At 48.6% G+C, this 15793-nt stretch carries 16 protein-coding genes, 1 tRNA gene and 1 pseudogene; 13 read left to right on the forward strand and 5 right to left on the reverse strand.

Features of this window, described 5'->3' with window-relative positions; translation table 11 throughout:
• Window positions 1-78: 78 nt before the first annotated feature.
• Window positions 79-681: a VOC family protein gene (locus tag EA26_RS05010; RefSeq protein ID WP_039428781.1), complete on the forward strand. Its 603-nt coding sequence runs from the start codon at window positions 79-81 to the stop codon at window positions 679-681.
• A gap of 49 nt (window positions 682-730) precedes the next feature.
• On the opposite strand, the gene purU is transcribed toward EA26_RS05010, so the two are convergent.
• Window positions 731-1564, reverse strand: coding sequence for a formyltetrahydrofolate deformylase (purU, locus tag EA26_RS05015; RefSeq protein WP_039424849.1), 834 nt, complete (start codon window positions 1562-1564; stop codon window positions 731-733).
• A 196-nt stretch (window positions 1565-1760) separates the two neighbouring features.
• Between purU and EA26_RS05020 the strand changes: the two genes are divergently transcribed.
• The 8 genes from EA26_RS05020 to rnd all read left to right on the forward strand — a co-directional run bounded on the left by EA26_RS05020 (window position 1761) and on the right by rnd (window position 9512).
• Entirely contained in the window at window positions 1761-1958 is a 198-nt protein-coding gene (locus tag EA26_RS05020; protein WP_039424851.1) for a hypothetical protein, read from the forward strand.
• 107 nt (window positions 1959-2065) lie between these two features.
• Window positions 2066-3985, forward strand: a complete 1920-nt coding sequence (gene yoaA / locus EA26_RS05025; protein ID WP_039424853.1) for a DNA repair helicase YoaA — start codon at window positions 2066-2068, stop codon at window positions 3983-3985.
• Window positions 3986-4687, forward strand: coding sequence for a tRNA (adenosine(37)-N6)-threonylcarbamoyltransferase complex dimerization subunit type 1 TsaB (gene tsaB, locus EA26_RS05030; RefSeq protein ID WP_039424856.1), 702 nt, complete (start codon window positions 3986-3988; stop codon window positions 4685-4687).
• 35 nt (window positions 4688-4722) lie between these two features.
• Window positions 4723-5019 (forward strand): hypothetical protein, encoded by a 297-nt coding sequence (locus EA26_RS05035; protein WP_039424859.1) that lies wholly within the window; start codon window positions 4723-4725, stop codon window positions 5017-5019.
• 57 nt (window positions 5020-5076) lie between these two features.
• Window positions 5077-5631 (forward strand): Slp family lipoprotein, encoded by a 555-nt coding sequence (locus EA26_RS05040; RefSeq protein WP_039424862.1) that lies wholly within the window; start codon window positions 5077-5079, stop codon window positions 5629-5631.
• The gene (locus tag EA26_RS05045; RefSeq protein WP_039424864.1) at window positions 5631-6485 is read left to right on the forward strand and encodes an alpha/beta hydrolase; all 855 of its coding nucleotides are present in this window, start codon (window positions 5631-5633) and stop codon (window positions 6483-6485) included. Before EA26_RS05040 ends, EA26_RS05045 begins: the two co-directional genes overlap by 1 nt.
• 126 nt (window positions 6486-6611) lie before the next feature.
• Window positions 6612-8309, forward strand: a complete 1698-nt coding sequence (gene fadD / locus EA26_RS05050; RefSeq protein WP_039424867.1) for a long-chain-fatty-acid--CoA ligase FadD — start codon at window positions 6612-6614, stop codon at window positions 8307-8309.
• Between the two features lie 87 nt (window positions 8310-8396).
• On the forward strand, window positions 8397-9512 hold the full coding sequence (gene rnd / locus EA26_RS05055; RefSeq protein ID WP_039424869.1) for a ribonuclease D: 1116 nt from the start codon (window positions 8397-8399) through the stop codon (window positions 9510-9512).
• A gap of 113 nt (window positions 9513-9625) precedes the next feature.
• Here the strand turns inward: rnd and minE are convergent, their stop codons facing one another.
• The 3 genes from minE to minC are packed head-to-tail and all read right to left on the reverse strand — an operon-like array spanning window position 9626 to window position 11388.
• Window positions 9626-9889, reverse strand: a complete 264-nt coding sequence (gene minE / locus EA26_RS05060; RefSeq protein ID WP_039424871.1) for a cell division topological specificity factor MinE — start codon at window positions 9887-9889, stop codon at window positions 9626-9628.
• A gap of 3 nt (window positions 9890-9892) precedes the next feature.
• Window positions 9893-10705, reverse strand: coding sequence for a septum site-determining protein MinD (minD, locus tag EA26_RS05065; RefSeq protein ID WP_039424874.1), 813 nt, complete (start codon window positions 10703-10705; stop codon window positions 9893-9895).
• 20 nt (window positions 10706-10725) lie between these two features.
• A complete protein-coding gene (gene minC / locus EA26_RS05070; protein ID WP_039424876.1) occupies window positions 10726-11388 on the reverse strand; it encodes a septum site-determining protein MinC in 663 nt (220 codons plus the stop codon).
• Window positions 11389-11563: 175 nt separating this feature from the next.
• Between minC and EA26_RS05075 the strand changes: the two genes are divergently transcribed.
• From EA26_RS05075 to EA26_RS05090, 4 genes and pseudogenes are all read left to right on the forward strand, one after another.
• Window positions 11564-11845, forward strand: a complete 282-nt coding sequence (locus EA26_RS05075) for a YcgL domain-containing protein (RefSeq protein WP_039424879.1) — start codon at window positions 11564-11566, stop codon at window positions 11843-11845.
• A 74-nt stretch (window positions 11846-11919) separates the two neighbouring features.
• Window positions 11920-12860: pseudogene (locus EA26_RS05080) on the forward strand (lytic murein transglycosylase).
• Between the two features lie 57 nt (window positions 12861-12917).
• Complete coding sequence (locus tag EA26_RS05085) at window positions 12918-13862, forward strand: LysR family transcriptional regulator (RefSeq protein WP_039428784.1); 945 nt, start codon at window positions 12918-12920, stop codon at window positions 13860-13862.
• Window positions 13863-14085: 223 nt separating this feature from the next.
• A complete protein-coding gene (locus EA26_RS05090) occupies window positions 14086-15285 on the forward strand; it encodes a NupC/NupG family nucleoside CNT transporter (RefSeq protein ID WP_039424881.1) in 1200 nt (399 codons plus the stop codon).
• A gap of 327 nt (window positions 15286-15612) precedes the next feature.
• Here the strand turns inward: EA26_RS05090 and EA26_RS05095 are convergent.
• A tRNA-Pro gene (locus EA26_RS05095) sits at window positions 15613-15689 on the reverse strand.
• Window positions 15690-15793: the final 104 nt, after the last annotated feature.

Raw genomic sequence — 15793 nt, forward strand, 5'->3', positions numbered from 1 at the left:
GCCAAGATGAAAATGCCTGCGATTTTACCACGGAGTTGCTACTATGAGGCCGAAAATCCAAGCTTTCGTGAGAGCAAAATGAATAGATTACTAGAAGAAAAACGCCTGACACCAGTGCAAATGCTTGAAGATTTAGACGCTTTTATGCAAAAAATTGAGTCTTTAGCTGATTTGCTGCAATTCGATTTGAGTTTGGCTCAGGCTGATCATCTGGCGCTGCGAATTAATGAGGCACATCTTGCCAAGGCGGCGCATCTGGCTTGGTGTGATTATGGCGAGACCATTTCCGAGGCGATGATCAATGGTCGGCCCATTATCGTGATCGCCTTCAAGCAACCATTGCATGCGCGTGGCTGGAAAATCGACTGTTTGGAGTTACCATATCCAGCGCCGGGGAAAACTTACCCCAGCGAAAGTTGGGAGCATGTGGAATTTGTCGTGCCTTCGCATGCGCAAAGTACCGAGGCATACCTAGAGGACTTACAGCATACCTATCCCGCCTTTGGTGCTCAGTTCGCCAAGTTGGCGGATTTAGGTGTGAAGGTCAAACTGTCGAGCCCGAAAGGGGACGGGGAGCGCTTAAATAACCCAACCGTGGCGTTCAAATATCAAGGTGTGTGCATTAAGCTTCATCCGCACTCCCTTAAACGCATTGTTGAATCGGAACAAAACGGGCGTTAAAAAGAGAGGGTTGCCAGTTGGCAACCCTCATTCACGGCTAAGCCAAATCTTAGAGAATCACGGTCTTGTTGCCATAGACAAAGACATGGTCGTTAAGCACTTTATTCAGCGCTTTGCTCAAGACATTTTTCTCCACGTCACGTCCGGCCTGCGCCATATCTTGCGCACTGAAATTGTGATCGACAGGAATAACGTCCTGTTTGATGATCGGCCCCTCATCTAAATCATTGGTGACAAAGTGGGCAGTGGCGCCAATGATCTTGACGCCGCGCTCATAGGCTTGTTGATAAGGCTTGGCACCGATGAAAGCTGGCAAGAAACTGTGGTGAATATTGATGATCTTGTGGTGGTATTTCTCGACAAAAGCTGGGGTCAGGACGCGCATGTACTTTGCCAGCACCAGATAATGCGGCTGGTAGCGGTCAACCACCTCTAGCATTTTCTGTTCATGTTCTTCGCGGCTTAACCCTTCGTGCGACACATAATGGTATGGAATATCAAAACGCTCGGTCAGGGTTTGCAGTTTGTCGTAGTTACCAACCACCGCGGCGATCTCGACATCGAGGCTGCCATCGTAGTTTTTCATCAGAATATCACCCAGACAGTGGGCCTCTTTGGTCACCAAAATCACAATGCGCTTGCGCTCGGAGCTGACCAACTTACGTTTTGCTCCGCTTGGTAACGCTTGGTCTAGATCGGCGAGAAAGGTGTGATCGTTGAAGTATCCTTCCAGTTCGGTGCGCATGAAAAAATGACCGCTGGAGTTATCTACGAACTCATTGTTGTGAATGATATTAAGTTGGTGTTTGTAACATATGTTGGTGATTTTCGAGATCAGACCCGGCGCGTCTGAGCAATGAGTCAGTAGTGTTTTCTTTTCCATATTTAAGATACTTCCGTGAATAATTTTTTTTATGGTACGAATAATTGTTTGGGCGTCGAATAGTGAGCTAAACCGCAATACAAGGCTAATAGATAATCTATTATTAATTTGGTTTCAACATATTCTCTGGGCCAAACGTTTTGCTAAAGAGGATTGCTGAGAAGAGCCGTCAAAACGATACACAAGGTGGTAACTTATGGACAAAGATCTATTGGCTCGCAAACTGTACCTAGAAAGAGTCTCGACTCTGGTCGGTCAGCACGAAATCGATGAGGAGCTTATTACGGAGATGTGGCAAAATCGAGCCTCCCCAGCAGAAGCTGCCAAAGTCATTTTAGAGGGTGAACATTTTAACGGTCCGGCATGGTTAAACCGTTACCTGAACCGCAAATAATCTAACAGTATTAATTCAACATCACTCCGAGGCGAGTCAAATCCGATTCGCCTCGGCTTCGCAAAACTGCCATAATCAGCCCCACTTATCCATCACCAGCACACAGAATGATAGCCAAAACCTTCTCTTCCAAAGGCGCGTTAGGCAAAGCCATCCCTGGATTTCAGGCTCGTCAGCCGCAAATTGACATGGCCGAAGCGGTCAGCCAGGCGATTCAAGACAAGAGTCAACTGGTGGTGGAGGCGGGCACCGGAACCGGAAAAACGTTCGCCTATCTTGTACCTGCATTATTGAGCGGCAAGAAAACCATTATCAGTACTGGATCGAAAAACTTGCAAGAGCAGCTTTTTCACCGCGATCTGCCGTTGATGATCGATGCGTTGGGTTTTTATGGTCAGGTTGCGCTGCTGAAAGGACGCTCGAATTATCTCTGCTTGGACAGACTTAGCCGACAAATGGTGGAAGTGCATCATCATGAGGCCGATTCAACTCAATTGAGCCAACTAGTCAAAGTACGCAGTTGGTCGTCGGAAACCAAAACGGGCGATCTGGGGGATTGTGATGATTTGCCAGAAGATAGCCCGCTGATTGCGACCATCACCTCAACCAATGACAATTGTCTGGGTAAAGATTGTCCGAGCTATCAAGATTGCTTTGTCCTCAAAGCGCGCAAAAAAGCGCTGGATGCGGATGTGGTGGTGGTTAACCATCACCTATTTTTTGCCGATTTGGCGATCAAAGAGACTGGATTTGGCGAGCTGATCCCAGAAGCGGATGTGTTTATTTTCGATGAAGCGCATCAGTTGCCAGACATTGCCAGCGAATATTTTGGACAGTCACTCTCAAGCCGACAGATCCAAGAGCTCGCCAAAGACATCGAGATTGCTTATCGCACAGAAGCGAAAGATATGCGTCAGTTGCAAAAAGTGGGCGAAAAGCTGGTGCAAACCTCCATGGATACGCGCATTGTACTGGGAGAGTCCGGCTTTCGTGGTAACTGGCGTGATGCGTTGCAGTCACCATCGATAAAGCGTGAAGTCGAGCGTTTAGTCGATGCATTAGAACTTACCATTGATGTGCTTAAATTAGCACTTGGTCGCTGTCAGTTGCTTGATACGGCCTTTGAGCGGGCAAATTTGATCAAAGCGCGTTTGGAGCGCGTTTGTGATACCAGCGTAACGGGATATTCTTACTGGTTTGATACCACTCCTCGTCACTTCACCTTGCACATTACGCCGCTGTCGGTGGCCGATAAGTTCCACGAGCAGATTGAAATGAAACAGGGCGCGTGGATTTTTACCTCCGCGACATTGGCGGTCAATAGCGATTTCGGCCATTTCACCGCAAGATTGGGGCTAAAGCCTGTGAAACAGTTCTCACTGCCTAGCCCTTTTGATTATCAGCAGCAGGCGCGGCTTTGTGTTCCGCGCTATTTGCCAGAGCCCAATAGCCCCGGTTTAGCCGACAAACTGGTGCACATGTTAGCGCCGTTGATTGAAGCGAACCAAGGGCGCTGTTTTTTCCTTTGTACTTCTCACAGCATGATGCGCGAACTGGGTGAGCGTTTTCGCGAGGTACTCAGTTTGCCCGTGCTGCTGCAAGGCGAAATGAGTAAACAGAAAACACTGGCGGAGTTTATGCAGTTGGGTAACGCGCTACTGGTGGCGACAGGCGCCTTTTGGGAGGGGATTGATGTTAGAGGTGATGCGTTAAGCTGTGTTATCATCGACAAACTTCCTTTTACATCACCTGATGACCCTTTGCTCAAAGCACGGATTGAAGATTGTCGCTTGCGGGGTGGAGAACCTTTTGAACAGGTCCAGTTGCCTGATGCCGTTATCACCTTGAAACAAGGGGTAGGGCGTCTAATTCGCGATCAAAAAGATCGCGGCGCACTGATTATCTGTGATAACCGTTTGGTGACCCGTGAGTATGGTGGCGTCTTTCTCGCCAGTCTGCCTCCGATCCCAAGAACGCGCGATCTGGACATCATTCAACAATTTCTAACAGAACAAACAGAGAACTAAATGAGCGCAAAAATTCTCGCTATCGACACAGCCACGGAAAACTGTTCTGTGGCGCTCCTAGTTGGTGAGCAAGTTTTCTCACGCAGCGAAGTGGCTCCGCGTGACCATACCAAAAAAGTGTTACCTATGGTGGACGAAGTGCTGCAAGAAGCTGGGCTGACTTTGCATGATCTGGATGCGCTGGCATTCGGCCGAGGTCCGGGCAGTTTTACCGGAGTGCGCATTGGCATTGGTATTGCACAAGGATTAGCGTTTGGTGCTGATTTGCCCATGATTGGCATTTCGACACTGGCGGCGATGGCGCAGGGCAGCTATCGTCAAAATGGGGCGACTCATGTGGCGACGGCGATTGATGCACGAATGAACGAAGTGTACTGGGGACGTTACCAGCGTCAAGAAGATGGCCGTTGGCAGAATGTGGATGACGAGTGTGTTATTCCCCCTGCCGATTTGGCGGCGCAGTTAAGCTCCGATGCACAGACTTGGACGACAGCGGGAACAGGCTGGGATGCTTACTCTGATGCGCTGGGCCCATTGACCATTTCTGTTGAAAAAGGCGACATCCTCTATCCGGATGCGCAAGATATTGTGGTGTTAGCCGGTCACGAATGGGCAGCGGGAAACACCGTCGCGGTTGAAGAGTCGAGCCCAGTGTATCTGCGTGATAACGTTGCGTGGAAGAAATTGCCTGGGCGAGAGTAGTTGCCCAACTCACTAAACAATGATGATGGAATGCTATGGCCTCAATTAATGGTTTACCTCCTGCGATTATTCCCGGCACGGGCCGGACCAATAAGAGCAGCCGTAAAAAGGTCAATAAAAGCCAACAACAAGTCGGACAACCTTCCAAGGTGGCCGATGCGGTGGCCCATTCCATCCGTCAAGTCTCTCAAGCGGAGGTCGAGCGTGCCCAGTTGCAATACGACCTTCCGGAAGGGCGCGCGCGCCGAGCCATGGAAGAGTACATGGATGTGATGAATCAAGCGCGTAGAGAGGAACTTGCCCAATTGGTGGGGGTCGATATCTACGTATAGCGCTGTGCTGTATAGCGCTCTGGCTATGTGGATTGAAACGTTAAAGGTGAGTGAAAAATGAAAAAAGAGTTCCGTTTACTGTTCGCACTGGTTGCGCTTTTTACTGTCAGTGCCTGTAGTTCGCTACCTGAAGATCTCAATGCGCGTAGTGAGTCTGTGCTGACCGATTACCAAACCTTTGCTGAGCAGCAAGGCCAAGTGGCAGAGGAAGTTCGTCTTGGCGGTGTGATCGCCAAAGTCGATAACCTGTCAGACCAAACGCGAGTCGAATTGGTTAATCTGCCGATAAGCAAGCAAGGCAAGCCTGATATCGGTCAAGAGCCTCATGGCCGTTTTGTTGTTTACCTTCCGGGCTATCTTGAACCTGTCGCATTCAGTCAAGGTCGTCTTATGACCGTCGTCGGGCAAGCTGGCGGCGAAGAACAAGGCAAAGTAGGCGATTATGATTACGTCTTCCCTGTCATCCAAGCTTATGGTCACCGACTCTGGACTATCGAAGAGCGAGTGCGAGTTTATGACACTTCCACCTATCTCTCCCCTTGTTATTCCATTTCTTGCCGCCAAGCGCTTGATTTCCCTCGTGATGGAAAAATCATTAAAGAAGTCAAATAATGCGTGAATCACGTTATAGGCTGGCGGACTTGAGCCTCGCGGCACTTGAGATTGGTGATGCAAAAACGGCTGATTTATCAGTCGTTTTTATTCATGGCTGGTTAGATAACGCCGCCACTTTTCTCTCTGTTATGCAACATCTTCATTATTTGTGCCCTAAATTGCATCTGTGTGCGATCGATCTGCCGGGGCATGGGCATTCTGACCATAAATCACCGGGCAATTTTTACCCATTTCACGATTACATTGATGATCTTTATCAGTTTTTGCGCATTTTATCGCCAAACAGACTGCTGTTAGTCGGCCATTCTCTTGGTGCATTGATTGCAAGTTGCTATAGTGCCGCCTTTGCTGAACAGGTGGATGCACTGGTTCAGATAGAAGGTTACGGGCCTTTGGCTGAACCCCCGCACAATGCGGTTCAAAGGCTCAGACAAGGGGTGCTCAGCCGTAATCGTTTGCGTACCAAACCCTCCCGTAATCTCGCCAGTTTTGATGAGGCACTACGCCTTCGCGTGATGGCAAATCAGCTTTCTCCGGATCTGCTACGGCCGATCGTCGAGCGTTCAGTAATTGAACAGCAAGGCATTTGGCTGTGGCGGCATGATGCAAAATTGAAATGCGACTCGCTCTATCGTATGTCCCGCAAGCATGCCGAAACAATTTTAGGGCTGATCTCGTGTTTTCATCTGATCATATTAGGCGAAAATGGCTTTCGCGAGCTTAAGGACTTCAGCCACCTAAATGTGAACAATCCTGCAAAAATTGCGACAGTTGCGGGCGGCCATCACTGTCACTTAGAGCAATCACTCGAAGTGGCTCAGCGAATTCTTGGTGTAGTTAACAAAATTTAAACAAGTGTTTGAGAGTTTCGTGCTCAAGCATAACGGCTGTGCTGTAATAGCGAACAAAATAAGAAAGGACGCTATTGCGCAAGACAAAAGTCTTTCGTTAGCCAGCTATTGACGAGGAGTAACATCGTGGAAAAACCATGGCTTTCACGTTATCCAAGTGACGTACCTGAAACCATCAACCCAGACCAGTATGAATCGCTGGTGGAAATGTTTGAGCAATCGGTGCAAAAGTATGCCGACCAACCTGCGTTCATGAACATGGGTTCGGTGATGACGTTTCGCAAATTAGAAGAGCGCAGCCGTGCTTTTTCTGCCTATCTGCAAAACGAGCTCAAGCTGAAAAAAGGCGATCGTGTGGCCTTGATGATGCCAAACCTGTTGCAATACCCAGTGGCGCTGTTTGGTGTGTTGCGCGCCGGTCTTATCGCGGTCAACGTCAACCCTCTTTACACTCCTCGAGAGCTGGAGCACCAGTTAAACGACTCTGGTGCCAAAGCGATTGTGATTGTCTCCAACTTTGCCAACACGCTTGAGCAAATCGTTGATAATACGTCAGTGAAACACGTGGTTTTGACCAGTTTGGGACAAATGTTACCACGTGCGAAAGGTACCATTGTTGATTTTGTCGTCAAATACGTCAAAGGCATGGTGCCTAAGTATGATTTGCCCGGGGCGATCTCAATGCGCAAAGCGCTGCACAAAGGGCGTCGCCTACAGTACGTCAAACCGTTTATGACTGGTGATGACATCGCCTTTTTGCAATACACAGGTGGCACGACAGGCGTAGCCAAGGGCGCAATATTGACCCATCGCAATATGATTGCCAACGTGATGCAAGCCAAAGGCATGTATGGTCCGGTCCTAAGTCAAGGGCGTGAGTTAGTGGTCACGGCATTGCCGCTTTACCACGTTTTTGCGCTGACCGTGAACTGTTTGCTGTTTATCGAAATGGGTGGGCGTAACCTACTGATTACCAATCCTCGAGACATACCCGGCTTTATTAAAGAGCTGCAAAAGTATCCCTTCACTGCGATTACCGGAGTCAATACGCTGTTTAATGCCTTGGTTAACAATGAAGACTTCCACGAGTTGAACTTCAGCAATCTCAAACTTGCTGTGGGCGGTGGTATGGCGGTGCAGCGTGCAGTAGCGGAAAAATGGAAAAAAACCACAGGTTGCTATCTGCTTGAAGGTTACGGATTAACCGAGTGTTCCCCTCTGGTTGCTGCTTATCCACATAACTTAGTAGATTACAACGGTTCAATTGGCCTGCCGGTTCCTTCAACCGAGGTTCGTATCGTCAACGACGAAGGCGAGACCCTAGCTAATAGCGAAACGGGTGAGCTGCAAGTGCGTGGCCCGCAGGTGATGCAGGGGTACTGGCAGCGTCCGGAAGCGACCAAAGAAGTGATCAATAGCGAAGGCTGGTTATCGACCGGGGATGTGGTGAAGTTCGATCAAGAGGGCTTTTTACACATTGTTGATCGTAAGAAAGACATGATTTTAGTCTCTGGTTTCAACGTCTATCCGAATGAGATTGAAGACGTAGTCGCGCTGCATGGCAAAGTGCTGGAAGTGGCTGCCATTGGTCAAGCACATGAAGTTTCTGGTGAAGTGGTGAAAATTTACGTGGTGAAGCGTGATCCAAGTTTGACCAAAGAAGAAATCATCAACCACTGTCGTCAGCATCTCACCGGTTATAAAGTGCCCAAGCTGATTGAGTTTCGCGAAGATCTACCCAAGACCAACGTCGGAAAAATCTTGCGCCGAGTACTGCGTGATGAGAATGATGCAAAACTGGCGAAAAATGATGCTGCTGCGTAATCCGCGCAAAGTGTAACAATCAATGTTAGAATGCCAGCCTAAGTTTTCAGGCTGGCATTTTTATTTTCAAGCGATAGCGAGTGACGAGTGAATTATCAGATTATTACCGATGAAAAAGAGCTGAATAGGGTCTGCTACCAAGCGCGACAAGCGGATGTGGTGATGTTGGATACCGAATTTGTTCGAACGCGAACCTACTATCCTCAACTTGGCTTGATTCAGTTGTTTGACGGGGAGAACTTGTCACTCATCGACCCAACGACATTGAAAGAGATGGATGCTTTCGTTGAGTTGTTGCAAGACACCGCGGTGATTAAAGTGCTGCACGCTTGCGGCGAAGATTTAGAAGTGTTTCACAACGCCTTTGGTTGCACGCCAGTTCCTATGGTTGATACACAAATTATGGCGGCCTTTCTGGGTCACGGACTTTCTACCGGCTTTGCCGCTTTGGTTGAGCAATATTTACATGTACAACTGGATAAAAGTGAATCCCGCACAGACTGGCTAGCGCGTCCATTGTCAGACAAACAGCTAGAGTATGCTGCGGCTGACGTGCATTATTTGTTGCCGCTGTATGACATTTTGCAAGAGCAAGTGCAACAGGCAGGCTGGTGGCAAGCCGCACAGCAAGAGAGTGAACTGCTGGCGGGCAAACGCGTGCGCACCCCAGATTTAGCAAACGCCTATCTTGATATCAAAGGGGCATGGCAGCTCAAACCGCGTGAATTGGCCATCTTGAAGCCGCTGGCGACTTGGCGGATGCAGGAGGCGATTCGTCGTGATTTGGCGCTCAACTTTGTCTTTAAAGAGCAAGATTTGCTAACAGTTGCCCGTTTGGGCCTCACTAGCTTTAAACGCATGGAGCAAGAGGGAATGGATTTGCGTTCCGTGCAGCGTCATGGCAATAAAATTGCGGCCATTGTCAGAGAGGCGCTCACGACGCCGGCGGACGAGTATCCTGAAGAGATAGACCGTTTGATGGACTTGCCGGGCTATAAGCAGCTGTTTAAGCAGCTCAAAGATCAAGTAACTCTAGTGACGAAAAACACCGGCTTGGCCGCAGAGTTTTTGGCATCGAAGAAGCAAATCAACCAACTGATTTCTTGGGTGTGGAAAAAAGACCGCGCTCCAGAGAGTTTGCCGGATCTGATGCAAGGTTGGCGTTTGCCCATATTGGGCGAAAAAATGAATGCTCTAATCTAAGTGCAGAATATGTGCAATATAAAAAAGACAGACGATTTGATCGTCTGTCTTTTTTTGCAAGCAAAGCACAACAATATGTGTTTTTACAGCATGTGTCTTTACAGTGCCTGCGCTTATTTCTCTTCGTCGGGTAACTTGACGTTTAGCTCCAGAACCGAAATATCATCGTCTTTATGTTCGAAAGTGAGATCAACCATCGATGGGTCAACCGCAACATACTTGCTGATCACTTTCAAAATATCTTCTTTCAACTGAGGGAGATAAGAAGGCGCGGGATCGTTCTGGCTACGACGTTCCGCCACAATAATTTGCAGACGTTCTTTCGCCAAGCTGGCAGAACTCTTTTTCTGTGGGCGGAAAAACTCTAAAAGTGACATAAACTAGCCTCCGAACAGTCTTTTGAACAGTCCTTTCTTCTCTTCCGTCAGGAAACGAAAATCCACCTGGTTACCGAGTAGACGTTCGACCGTATCCGCGTAAGCCATACCGGCATCCGATGCTTCATCAAAAATGACTGGCACCCCTTTATTCGAAGCATTTAGCACCGCTTGGCTTTCTGGAATGACACCAAGCAGAGAGATGTGCAGGATCTCTTCCACGTCTTCCACACTGAGCATCTCGCCTTGGCTCACACGCGTGGGGTTATAACGTGTTAACAACAAGTGCTGTTTCACGGGCTCAAGCCCTTGCTCGGCGCGCAGTGATTTTGAATCCAAAATGCCGAGAATCCGGTCGGAGTCGCGAACGGAAGAGACTTCTGGATTGGTGGTGACAATCGCTTCATCTGCATAGTATAGCGCCATCAGCGCACCTTGCTCGATGCCTGCAGGCGAGTCACAAATGACAAAATCAAAGCCCATTTCATCCAATTGATCCAGCACGCGCTTTACGCCATCTTTGGTCAGCGCGTCTTTATCGCGGGTTTGCGATGCAGGCAGAATGAACAGGTTCTCAGTGCGCTTGTCTTTAATCATCGCTTGATTAAGCGTGGCTTCGCCGTTAATCACGTTGACGAAATCGTATACAACGCGACGTTCACAGCCCATGATAAGGTCTAAGTTACGCAGGCCAATATCAAAATCGATCACGGCCGTTTTTTTGCCTTGTAGCGCGAGGCCAGAGGCAATGGCGGCGCTTGACGTGGTTTTACCAACCCCACCTTTGCCAGACGTAACAACAATAATGCGTGCCATTGTGTTTTCCTTTCTAATCCTTAAAGAGTGAGCAATTCGAGATGGAGTGATTCATCCACTAGGCTCAACATAATTTTTTGTTGCCAGAATTCGCGGTCGATCTGATCGCTCAGCCAGTAGTTTCCAGCGATGGAGATCAGCTCCGCTTGCAAATCATGGCAGAGTATTCTTGCTTCTTTTTGACCACTCGCGCCGGCGATAGCTCGCCCGCGTAGGGTGCCGTAGATATGAATTGAGCCATCGGCAATCACTTCTGCGCCTGCACTGATGTGACTTAAAATGACCAAATCCGCGTCTTTGGCATAAATTTGTTGTCCGGAGCGAACTGGCGTACGCACCACTTTCGCTGGAGCAATCTTAGCTGGAGCTTGAGTTGGTGATTTGCTGGCTGACATAATGGCGAAACCCGCTTGTGCAGCGAGATTTTGCGTGCGCTTATCTTTACAACCCATAATGCCAACTGGGATCAAGCCCGCTTTTGCAATCCCCTGTTTCAGGCGATCGAAATCCATATCGCCTTCGACCTCGGCAATATTGATCACGACTGGAGCAGAGGCGAAAAACGCCGGCGCTTGGTCAACTTTTTCCTGCACGAATTCAATGGCGCTGTCGACCAAGCAATCTGTTAGGTGCAGCACTGACAAAGTGAAGCTGCTACCTTTTAAATCAGGGGTACGAGACATCCGATACTTCTTGCCTTTATTGAAAGAGCGTTGTCTTTTACTAAGGTTGTCATGTTATATTTCATCCCTGCACGCAGCAAGTTATCTTGCGGTCATTTAGGTGATTTCGTTTAAAAAATTACGTTTTAATTAAATTTCGCGGGTCAGATGCGGAAATTAGCAAAAAAGGCTTGTCATGCTTTGTTCTATCTATAAAAGTTCTAAGAAAGAAGGTACATATCTTTATATTCCTAAGAAGGATGATTTTTCAAAAGTTCCCGAACAATTAATGGCAATGTTTGGTAAGCCACTGCCAGTGATGACGATAAATTTACAAGGTCGCACGTTGGCCTTGGTCAGTGTGGAGAAGGTTCGCGAATCATTAATCAATGATGGTTTTTTCTTGCAACTGCCGCCACCACCGAAAAATCTTCTCGAACAACATAAAGAACGCAAAGCACAGCAGAGGCCAGACTAAAGGCGTGGCTGATTTTGCGGGCCGATTGGCTCAAGGAGGGCAATATGAGAATACTGTTAACAGCGATGCTCGGTATGAGCCTAAGTGCATCAGTATGGGCGAATTCAGAAAGCTTCGAGCAATATATTGAACGCTTGAAAGTACAAGCGCGCTCGGAAGGTATTAGTGAACAAACCATCGCGCAGGCGTTTCAACATGTGGAGTTCAAGCCACGAGCGGTAAAAGCGGATCGCAACCAACCAGAAAAAAACTGACGCTGGATGAGTATCTGCCACGTGCGGTGCCTGATTGGAAAGTACAGCAGGCGAAAGATCTTTATCAAAAGCATGGTGCGGAACTGAAGCACATTGCTGATCACTATGGTGTGCAAGCACGATTTATTGTCGCACTTTGGGGCGTAGAAAGTAATTTCGGTAAATTTACCGGCAATTTTCCGGTGGTCGACGCGCTCGCGACTATGGCCTATGAAGGGCGCCGCGAGGCGTTTTTCCGCGCTGAAACCATGGCGGCGTTGAAAATTCTCGATCAGGGACATATCGAATACGAGAATTTTAAAGGCTCTTGGGCTGGAGCCATGGGGCAATGTCAGTTTATGCCCAGTTCGTTTTTAGCCTATGCCGCCGATGGCGATGGTGATGGCAAAAAAGACATCTGGAGCAATACCCACGATGTGTTTGCCTCGACCGCCAGTTATCTCAGCCAGTCTGGTTGGGATGACAAGTACACCTGGGGGCGGCAAGTACGACTCCCCAAAGGGTTTGATCTTTCCTTGCAGGGCAGGGAAGAAGCCAAAGGTAAGTATTTACAAGAGTGGAAAAAGCTCGGTATCACCAATTATGCGGGCGGGGCGTTGCCGACGCTCAATCAAGATATCAAAGCTTGGCTGGTGATGCCGGATGATGAAAATGGCCGAGTTTACTTGGTGTACAACAATTACAATGTATTGATGAAGTGGAACCGCTCTCACTACTTCGCTCTCGCTGTTAGCCATCTGGCTGATCGCATTAAAGATTAACCACCAACTTGGGCTTGTCTCATGCATTGCGTGATGGCAAGCCCTTCTGACGACAACATGTTATCTGAACGCGCAGCACAAATGGTGGTTTTTTCCGCCTTGGTTAAACATCGCAACTTCACTCAGGCGGCGAAAAGCTTGGGTGTGTCGGTCTCACACGTCAGCAAGCAGCTTGCATTACTCGAAGCCTCGCTTGGCATCAAACTGATTCAGCGTACCACGCGCAGTTTTACGCCGACTGAAGCAGGACTGAGCTTTTATCGTCATTGCCATCAGGTGGTACAAGCGGTGAACAATGCGCAGTCTGAAATGGAGAGCCAGCGCGATGAGGTGGCTGGCTTGGTGCGCATCGGTTTGTCGCAATCTTTCGGTACCTTGCATGTGCTGCCCGCGATTGACGAACTGCGTCAGCGCTACCCACAACTGCAAGTCGAATTGCACCTGTTTGATTATAAAGTGGATATGTTAAACGAAGGGCTGGATGTGTGGATCACCAACCACGAGAAATTGCCAGAGGGATATATTGCCCAGCGTCTGGCCGATTGCCAATTCGTGCTTGCTGCGTCACCCGACTACTTAATGCGTCACGACACGCCTAAACATCCAACGGACCTTAGCGAGCACAACTGTTTGATTTATCGCAGTTGGGAACGTGATTACACCAGCTGGGCTTTTCGCCGTGCCGACGAAGAGTTATGCGTCAAAGTGGCAGGCAGCTATTCCGTTGATTTGGCCGAAGCAGTGCGCGATGCCGCGATTGCCGGATGGGGGATAGGTTATCTTGCCACCTATTTGCTGGGTGATGAGTTTCGCAGCGGAAAACTGATTCAGCTATTGCCAGAATGGCGCGCCAGCCAGCAAATGCCGTTTTATGCGGTCTACCCAAGTCGTCAACACATGCCCAAGAAAACCTCTGCGGTGATCGAATTTATTCGGCAAAAGATCGGTGCACCCTGTCACTGGGATCAAAAGTTGTTGCCTTATATCACTATTGCGCATTGAGTGATATTCATCACATATTATTTCTCTGTTGGGAAACATTTTCCTTATATGGAAACAATACCAAATAGCAAACGTTTATCTTGAGTTATTTCAAATAGTTAAGCGCATGAGCGTTGGCCGCTGTTCCTCCTGTTCCACTTTATTAACATTCCCGACTTGCATCCCTCGCTTGTCACTATACAATCCGCGCCTTCCTTGTTCCCCCTCTCTCTGGAAACTTTCTATGAACTCTTTACTGGGTATTGTGGCCATTCTCTTTGTCGCGTGGCTATTATCTACCAACAGAAAAAACATTCGTTTGAAAACGGTACTGCTGGCGTTTTGTCTGCAAGTCGCGTTTGCCTTACTTGTGCTCTATGTTCCTGCGGGCAAAAATGCGCTGAATACAGTGACGGGCGCTGTGTCAGGATTGATCAATTATGGGCAGGAAGGCATCGCTTTTCTGTTCGGCGGTTTGGCAACCGGCGCTTTCACTTTCGCCATTAACGTGCTTGGGATCATCATTTTCTTCTCTGCGCTGATCTCGGGTCTGTATCACATTGGCTTGATGCCCAAAGTGATCAATCTGATTGGTGGTGGCCTACAGAAACTGCTCGGTACGGGACGGGCTGAATCGCTCTCCGCGACGGCGAATATTTTTGTCGGCATGATTGAAGCCCCCCTCGTGGTCAAGCCGTACCTAAAGCACATGAGTGATTCGCAATTTTTTGCAGTGATGACTTGTGGTCTTGCCTCGGTTGCTGGTGGTACCTTGGTAGGGTATGCCTCGCTCGGCGTGGAACTGAACTATCTGATTGCTGCTGCGTTTATGTCGGCGCCAGCAGGTCTTCTAATGGCGAAGATCCTCATGCCAGAGACAGAATCTTCGCCACAAGCGGCACAGATGGAAAACATTGAAATGCCAAAAGCCACCAATGTGGTGGAAGCGATGGCCGATGGGGCGATGTCGGGGCTACGCATTGCCGTTGCGGTGGGCGCGACACTGCTGGCGTTTGTCAGTGTGATTGCGCTGTTAAACGGAATCTTGGGTTGGATTGGCAGCTGGTTTGGCATTAGCCTGAGCTTTGAGCTGATCCTTGGCTATTTATTTGCTCCCGTCGCGTGGCTGCTAGGCATTCCTTGGCAAGAAGCGATCACCGCAGGCTCATTGATTGGTAATAAGATCGTCGTCAACGAGTTTGTCGCTTTTATTCAATTGATGGAAGTAAAGCAGCAGTTGAGCGCCCACTCTCAAGCGATTGTGACGTTCGCGCTGTGTGGTTTCGCCAACATTTCGACCATGGCGATGCTGATTGGTGGTTTAGGTAGCTTAGTGCCGGAGAAACGTACCTTCATCTCGACCTATGGTTTTCGCGCCATTGCCGCTGGTGTGCTGGCAAACCTAATGAGCGCCTCGATTGCTGGTGTGATCTTAAGTTTGTAATTCGTCTACGCGATTGAACTTGGCAGAGAGCATCGTCACTTCTGGACAAAGTCGATGCTGTCTGCCTTTATTCTTTCTCTTCGCCCTGATTTTCTTGTAACTCTTCTCTACGCGCTTCGCCCTTCCCCCACTGCTATTCCCTTTCTTTCTCATGCAAAGCGACAAGTAGGAACATTTGGTGAACGGGCAAAAAAAAGCGCTGACATGAAATGATGAAGAGAGAAGGATGGAAGATTAGCGCGGTTAAGCTATTTCCATATTTGCGGGCTAAAAAATTTTAGGCCAGAAAGTAAAAGAGAGAGCCGAAGCTCTCTCTTTCTAGGTGTATGGTCGGACTGAGAGGATTTGAACCTCCGACCCCCGACACCCCATGACGGTGCGCTACCAAGCTGCGCTACAGTCCGATGGCGTCTACTCTAATCGTAAGTTCTGGTCAGGTCAACACTTTGTTTCACAACAATAAAAGCTCGTTGATAGAATGACCAGTTTGCACATCTAATGAGCAAAA

The organism is Vibrio navarrensis (genome assembly GCF_000764325.1).
GTDB lineage: Bacteria > Pseudomonadota > Gammaproteobacteria > Enterobacterales > Vibrionaceae > Vibrio > Vibrio navarrensis.

What these genes read in the sequence shown, in the direction of transcription:
- EA26_RS05010 (WP_039428781.1), top strand. Translation starts at nt 79, where the DNA reads ATGAATAGATTACTAGAAGAAAAACGCCTGACACCAGTGCAAATGCTT.
- purU (WP_039424849.1), bottom strand. Translation starts at nt 1,564, where the DNA reads ATGGAAAAGAAAACACTACTGACTCATTGCTCAGACGCGCCGGGTCTG.
- EA26_RS05020 (WP_039424851.1), top strand. Translation starts at nt 1,761, where the DNA reads ATGGACAAAGATCTATTGGCTCGCAAACTGTACCTAGAAAGAGTCTCG.
- yoaA (WP_039424853.1), top strand. Translation starts at nt 2,066, where the DNA reads ATGATAGCCAAAACCTTCTCTTCCAAAGGCGCGTTAGGCAAAGCCATC.
- tsaB (WP_039424856.1), top strand. Translation starts at nt 3,986, where the DNA reads ATGAGCGCAAAAATTCTCGCTATCGACACAGCCACGGAAAACTGTTCT.
- EA26_RS05035 (WP_039424859.1), top strand. Translation starts at nt 4,723, where the DNA reads ATGGCCTCAATTAATGGTTTACCTCCTGCGATTATTCCCGGCACGGGC.
- EA26_RS05040 (WP_039424862.1), top strand. Translation starts at nt 5,077, where the DNA reads ATGAAAAAAGAGTTCCGTTTACTGTTCGCACTGGTTGCGCTTTTTACT.
- EA26_RS05045 (WP_039424864.1), top strand. Translation starts at nt 5,631, where the DNA reads ATGCGTGAATCACGTTATAGGCTGGCGGACTTGAGCCTCGCGGCACTT.
- minE (WP_039424871.1), bottom strand. Translation starts at nt 9,889, where the DNA reads ATGTCACTTTTAGAGTTTTTCCGCCCACAGAAAAAGAGTTCTGCCAGC.
- minD (WP_039424874.1), bottom strand. Translation starts at nt 10,705, where the DNA reads ATGGCACGCATTATTGTTGTTACGTCTGGCAAAGGTGGGGTTGGTAAA.
- minC (WP_039424876.1), bottom strand. Translation starts at nt 11,388, where the DNA reads ATGTCTCGTACCCCTGATTTAAAAGGTAGCAGCTTCACTTTGTCAGTG.
- EA26_RS05075 (WP_039424879.1), top strand. Translation starts at nt 11,564, where the DNA reads ATGCTTTGTTCTATCTATAAAAGTTCTAAGAAAGAAGGTACATATCTT.
- EA26_RS05085 (WP_039428784.1), top strand. Translation starts at nt 12,918, where the DNA reads ATGTTATCTGAACGCGCAGCACAAATGGTGGTTTTTTCCGCCTTGGTT.
- EA26_RS05090 (WP_039424881.1), top strand. Translation starts at nt 14,086, where the DNA reads ATGAACTCTTTACTGGGTATTGTGGCCATTCTCTTTGTCGCGTGGCTA.